The organism is Nocardia sp. NPDC059691 (assembly GCF_042733915.1).
Lineage (GTDB): Bacteria > Actinomycetota > Actinomycetes > Mycobacteriales > Mycobacteriaceae > Nocardia > Nocardia sichangensis.
Genome location: NZ_JBHWFB010000040.1, coordinates 1 through 2810, shown reverse-complemented (window position 1 = coordinate 2810; position 2810 = coordinate 1). Strand labels below are relative to the sequence as shown.

The window sequence follows — 2810 nt, the reverse complement described above, 5'->3', positions numbered from 1 at the left end:
GGGCCGGTGAAGGTCGCTTCGATCGACAGCGCCGACAGATGCCGCATGTCGGCGAGAGTGCCCAGATCCACCAGTTGTCCCGCACGCAGAATCGCCACCCGGTCGCACAGCGCTTCGACCTCGCTGAGCACATGCGAGGACAGAAACACCGTCTGCCCGTTGGCTTTGGCCTCGCGCACCGCGGTGCGGAACTGCTGTTCCATCAAGGGATCCAGGCCGCTGGTGGGTTCGTCGAGGATCAAAAGCTGGGCCCGGCTCATCAGCGCCGCGATCAACGCCAGCTTCTGACGATTGCCCTTGGAGTAGCTGCGCACCCGCTTGGACGGATCCAACGCGAACCGTTCGATCAGCTCGTCACGGTAGCGCTCGTCCACCCGGGCCTGCACCCGGCCGAGCAGGTGCAACGCCTCCGCACCGGTCAGCCCCGGCCATAGCGCGTTCTCCCCGCCCACGTAGGCCACGTTCCGGTGGGCGGCGACCGTCTCGTGGTGGGCGTCGAGCCCGAAGATCTCCGCACGCCCGCCCGAGGGCCGTAACATGCCCAGCAGAAGCCGGATGGTGACGGTTTTACCTGCGCCGTTGGGGCCGAGGTAGCCCAGTACCTCGCCGACGCCGACATCCAGATCCAGCGGCGCCAACGCTGGGAACGAGCCGAACCGCTTGGCCAGCCCTTCGGTGTGGATCGCGGTTTCCATCAGCAGTATCCGATCCGGCGAGGTCCCGAAGCGGTGACCACCGGCTACCTCGGCCTGCCGGGGGCGAGGGTCTTCATCCGCCGGTCGAATTCCTCCTCATCGATCTCGCCACGGGCGTACCGTTCGGCCAGAATCTGTTGCGGAGTGGGACCGTAGTGCGAGGATCCTGCGGTCGTATCGCGGCTTGAGGTGCCCGCGTAGCGGACCACTGCCACAATTCCGGCGACCACCAGAGCCCAGAAGATCACCATGCCCACGGTCATCAGGACGTAGCCCCACCCGCTCATACCGCTGCCGTACCACATCATCATCGCCGTGCTCCTTCAAGGTCGTTCGTGGTCGCCCCCACTGTGCGTGACCGGCCCGCGTGCGCACTACAGCCGAACAGCCCCACCGAACGGGACATCAATCCCGGATCAGCTGCCCGGGTTGGCCACGGTCGGCTTACCCGGCGCGTCTGTTTTCCCCGTCTTGCACTCTGGTGACCGCGGGCACCGGGCTGTCGCTCAGGCGGCATCGGCCCGGCCGGACGGTCCTTCTGCCGCCCGAGGTGTGTGGTGAGGCCGACCAACAGGTAGACGGCCAAGACCGCTACCGGCATCGCGCCCACCGCAATTGCTGGTTTGCGCCGGCCACGCCAACCATCACCGCACCGTCACATCGGCATGGTCATCGGCGGACAGACGCCCTGCTGGTGCAGCCACATCATGATCGAGTGCATCACCTGCATGAGCGGCGATTGCATATCCATAACGTCCAACTCCTCGAAATCCGCTACATGCCCTCGGAACGGCCCATGCCGCCCATCATCATCGCCATCATCACCGTGCACGCGACCGCGACCAGCAGGTAGCTCACCGTAAGCACGCCGGTGAACACCAGCACCAGTGCGATCACCAACATGGGGACACAGCAAGCGATCATCATCCAGCCGTGTCCGTGGTGCCCGCCCCCGTTGCGTCCCAGCGTCCAGCGCTGCATCGGACCGCCCTGCCCGTTCATCGCGCCGCCCGCGGCGACTTCGGCGTGTAACCCAGCGCCTGGTACAGCGGGCAGTGGCCCAGCGCGCCGGTCACCACAAGGTCCAGGCCGGCCGCCAGCAGCAAGATCTCCAGCACGACTGCCCATACCGAACTCGCGCCGACCAGCAACGCAACCGCCACGATCGCCACGGCTGCCCCGATCACGATGCGCCCGACCCGTTCCAGGGGCGTGATATTGATCGTGCGCCACTGAGGCGTTGCCGTGGTCATCGCCACACCTCCGCCAACCGGCGGTGACTACTGTTCATCGAAACCTCCCGATGCTTACCGGCGAGCCGAACCGGGCTCGTTACTCTCATAGAGTTCTCTCCGGCACAGCCCCACCACAGAGTCCTCGAGTCCCTCGCGCCGCGCCGAAGGACCCTTTCCGGCGAGGTCGTCCGGGCATGCCGAACCCCCATCGCAACGCCAGGTCGGCACTCGCCTGCTACCCCGCGCGGTGTATGGGTGCACCAGAGGGTGAAGCGCCCCTATGATGGCGCCGTGGCGGCCCGACACCAGCGGCAACACGCCTCCGGAACACTCCGGAGGCTGGGTCTGCTCATGTTGTTGCTCGGTGTCGCAGCCATGCACGCGGGATTGTTCACCCCCACATCGGGCTCCGGGTCTCCTGCACCGCGTACGGTGGTTTCAGCCACGCCGGTCGACCACCATGGCGCCGGCCCCGCCGAGGGCGATCATCACCGCACACACGCCGCCACTCACCCCTGCGTCTTCATCGAGGCCGCAGCGATCCTGATCATCGCGTTGGTACTGCTGTATCAGCTGGGCGGCATGCACGCATCCATCCGCCTCCCTCTCGCCGGTGTATGGCCTCGACGGCGGCAGCGATCGCCGCCCCGGATCACCCCGTCGCTGGCCGAACTGTCGATCCTGCGGATCTGACGGGCAACCGCGCCCATGCCCCCGTGCGGGCAAGGCGCCGTCGACGCCTGCCATCCGAACACGACAGACCCCAGGAAGCACTCATGTCACCCCAGTTCTCCTCCGCCGCACCGCTGAACCGCCGCGGATTCCTCACCCTCACCGCCGGCGCGACGGCAGTCGCCGCACTCGCCGCGTGTTCGACCAA

At 66.9% G+C, this 2810-nt stretch carries 5 protein-coding genes; 1 reads left to right on the top strand and 4 read right to left on the bottom strand.

Going from position 1 to position 2810, the window contains the following annotated elements:
• The 4 genes from ACFV2O_RS36780 to ACFV2O_RS36765 all read right to left on the bottom strand — a co-directional run.
• A partial coding sequence (locus ACFV2O_RS36780) for an ABC transporter ATP-binding protein (protein WP_379256391.1) occupies positions 1–695 on the bottom strand: 695 nt, incomplete at its 3' end.
• Between the two features lie 44 nt (positions 696–739).
• Positions 740–1006 carry an SHOCT domain-containing protein gene (locus tag ACFV2O_RS36775; protein WP_379256389.1) on the bottom strand — a complete coding sequence of 89 codons (267 nt, stop codon included), beginning with the start codon at positions 1004–1006 and terminating at the stop codon, positions 740–742.
• A gap of 463 nt (positions 1007–1469) precedes the next feature.
• Positions 1470–1697 (bottom strand): hypothetical protein, encoded by a 228-nt coding sequence (locus ACFV2O_RS36770; protein ID WP_379256388.1) that lies wholly within the window; start codon positions 1695–1697, stop codon positions 1470–1472.
• On the bottom strand, positions 1694–1948 hold the full coding sequence (locus ACFV2O_RS36765; protein ID WP_379256386.1) for a DUF2892 domain-containing protein: 255 nt from the start codon (positions 1946–1948) through the stop codon (positions 1694–1696). The genes ACFV2O_RS36770 and ACFV2O_RS36765 overlap by 4 nt, the downstream gene beginning before the upstream one ends.
• Before the next feature lie 273 nt (positions 1949–2221).
• Between ACFV2O_RS36765 and ACFV2O_RS36760 the strand changes: the two genes are divergently transcribed.
• The gene (locus tag ACFV2O_RS36760) at positions 2222–2623 is read left to right on the top strand and encodes a DUF6153 family protein (RefSeq protein ID WP_379256384.1); all 402 of its coding nucleotides are present in this window, start codon (positions 2222–2224) and stop codon (positions 2621–2623) included.
• The last annotated feature ends 187 nt before the right edge of the window (positions 2624–2810 follow it).